2 protein-coding genes are annotated in these 2,481 nt (G+C 75.2%); both read right to left on the minus strand.

The features are described 5' to 3' along the window. A partial coding sequence (locus K206_RS40480; protein WP_020207107.1) for a condensation domain-containing protein occupies positions 1 to 1,568 on the minus strand: 1,568 nt, incomplete at its 3' end. Beyond that, the coding region (locus K206_RS0136200; RefSeq protein WP_020207108.1) for a phosphopantetheine-binding protein at positions 1,569 to 2,481 on the minus strand (913 nt) is incomplete at its 5' end.

The following is a 2,481-nucleotide window of genomic DNA, read 5'->3' on the forward strand; positions in this document are numbered from 1 at the left end:
TGGTGCACGGCGAGGCCATCGGCCGGCGGCGCTTCTCCCTTGCCCAGCGCCAGCAGCGCCGAGCGCTCGCCGGCATCGAGCAGCGCCACCGCGTCCAGCGCCACTTCGGGCGCCTCCGCCAGTTGCCGCAGCAGCCGCAGGTAGTGCGCGCCAAGCCGCGCCACGGTGGCGGCGTCGAACAGTTCGGCGGCGTAGTGGAAGCAGGCGCTGATGTGCCCGTCCGTGCTTTCGCGCGTGTCCAGCGTCAGTTCCAGCGCGGTGCTGCGCTCGCCGATGGGCGCGGTCTCCAGCACCAGCCCGGGCAGCTCGGCCAGCGCGGCGCGGTCGCTGCGGCGGTGGTTGTGTACCACCTGGAACAGCGGGTTGTAGCTCATGCTGCGCTCGGGCTGCAGCGCGTCCACCAGTTGCTCGAACGGCAGGTCCTGGTGCGCCTGCGCGCCGAGCACGGCGGCGCGCGCCTGTTCCAGCGCGGCGGCCAGCGGCTGGCGGCCGTCCAGGCGGCCGCGCACGATCTGGGTGTTGACGAACAGGCCGACCACGCCTTCGGTCTCGATGCGGTTGCGGTTGGCCACCGGCACGCCCACGCACAGGTCGCGGCTGCCGGCATGGCGGTAGAGCAGGGCCTGGAAGCCGGCCAGCAGCACCATGAACAGCGTGGCGCCGTGCGCGCGCGCGCGCTCGCGCAACGCCTGCGCTAGCGTGTCGGGGATCTCGATGTCGAGGCGGTGAGCCTGGTAGACGGCGGCGGGCGGGCGCGGGCGGTCGGTGGGCAGCGCCAGCACGGCGGGCGCGTCGGCCAGTTGCGCGCGCCAGTAGGCCAGTTGCCGCTCCTGCTCGCCGGCTTCCAGCCAGTTGCGCTGCCACGCGGCATAGTCGGCGTAGCCGACCGGCAGCGCCGGCAGGCTGGCGGCATCGCCCAGCAGGTGCGCGCGGTAGCAGGCCGCCAGCTCGTCGATCAGCAACTGCATCGACCAGCCGTCCGAGACGATGTGGTGCATCACCAGCAGCAGCCGGTGCTCCTCTTCGCCCAGCCGCAGCAGGCGCACGCGCAGCAGCGGCGCGCTGCCGAGGTCGAAGGGCTGGCCGGCCAGCTCGGCGGCGATGGCGTCGGCGCGCGCGGCGCGGGCCTGCGGCGTGGCTTCGGCCGCGCCGCCCTGGTACAGGTCCAGCAGCGGCATGGCCAGCGCGGCGGCGGGCAGCACGCGCTGGCGCGCCTCGCCGGCGGCGTCGGCCACGAAGGCGGTGCGCAACGCGGCGTGGCGCTGCGCCAGCGTGGCGAAGGCCGCGCCCAGCGCCGCCACGTCGAGGCGGCCGCGCAGGCTGACGCCGCTGCTGATGTGGTAAGCCGCGCTGGCCGGCTCGAACTGGTGCAGGAACCACTGGCGCTGCTGGGCGTAGGACAGCGGCGCGCCGGCGGCATCGTCACCGCCTTGCGGCAGCGTAGGAATCGGCAGTTGCGAGAAGGCGATGCCCTGCTCGGCCATCTTGTCGAGGAACGCGCGGCGCTGCGCCGGCGCCAGCGTGGCAAAGCGCGCGGCCAGGCGGGCCGCGGTGTTGGCTTCGATCATTCAGACTGCCTCCAGGGTATTGGCGAACGCTTCCAGTTCCAGCAGCGCGCTTTCGTCGGCGTGGCGGGTCTGGCCGTCCAGCGCGGCGGCCAGCTCGGCCAGCGTGGCGGCGCCGAACAGCAGGTGCAGCGGCGCGTCGATGCGCAGTTCGCCTTGGATTCGGGATAGAAGCTGCACGGCCAGCAGGGAGTGGCCGCCCAGCATGAAGAAGTTGTCGTGGCGGCCTACCTGCGGCAGGTCCAGCAGCTCGCGCCAGATCGCCGCGAGCCGCGTTTCCAGCTCGCCCTGCGGCGCCTGCGCGGCCGCATCGGTGGCGGCGCCCGTGCTGGCCGGCGGCAGCGCGCGCCGGTCCAGCTTGCCGTTGGCGGTGAGCGGCAGCGCGTCCAGCATCACGATGGCGGCCGGCACCATGTGCGCGGGCAGCGTGGCGGCCAGCGCCTGCCGCAGCGCGGCGGGCGCCGGCGCGTGGCCAGCAGCGGCGACGGCATAGGCGACCAGTTGTGGTCCGCCGCCATTGCCGATGGCTTGCGCCACCACCACGGCCTGCCGCACGCCCGGCAGCGCGCGCAGCCGCGCGGCGATCTCGCCCGGCTCCACGCGGAAGCCGCGGATCTTGACCTGGTCGTCGATGCGGCCCAGGTAGGCCAGCACGCCGTCGGCGCCGCGCCGCACGCGGTCGCCGCTGCGGTACAGGCGCGCGCCGCCGTCCGAGAACGGATCGGGCACGAAGCGCCCGGCGGTCAGCGCGGCGCGGCCCAGGTAGCCGCGCGCGAGGCCGGGGCCGCCCAGGTAGAGCTCGCCGGCCACGCCGTCGGGCAGCGGCTGCAGCGCGCCGTCCAGCACGTAGGCCGTGGCGTTGCCCAGCGGCGTGCCGAGCGGCAGGCCCGGCGCCGGCGCGCCCGCCGGCGACGCG

The sequence above is a fragment of the Cupriavidus sp. WS genome (assembly GCF_000395345.1).
Taxonomy (GTDB): domain Bacteria; phylum Pseudomonadota; class Gammaproteobacteria; order Burkholderiales; family Burkholderiaceae; genus Cupriavidus; species Cupriavidus basilensis_B.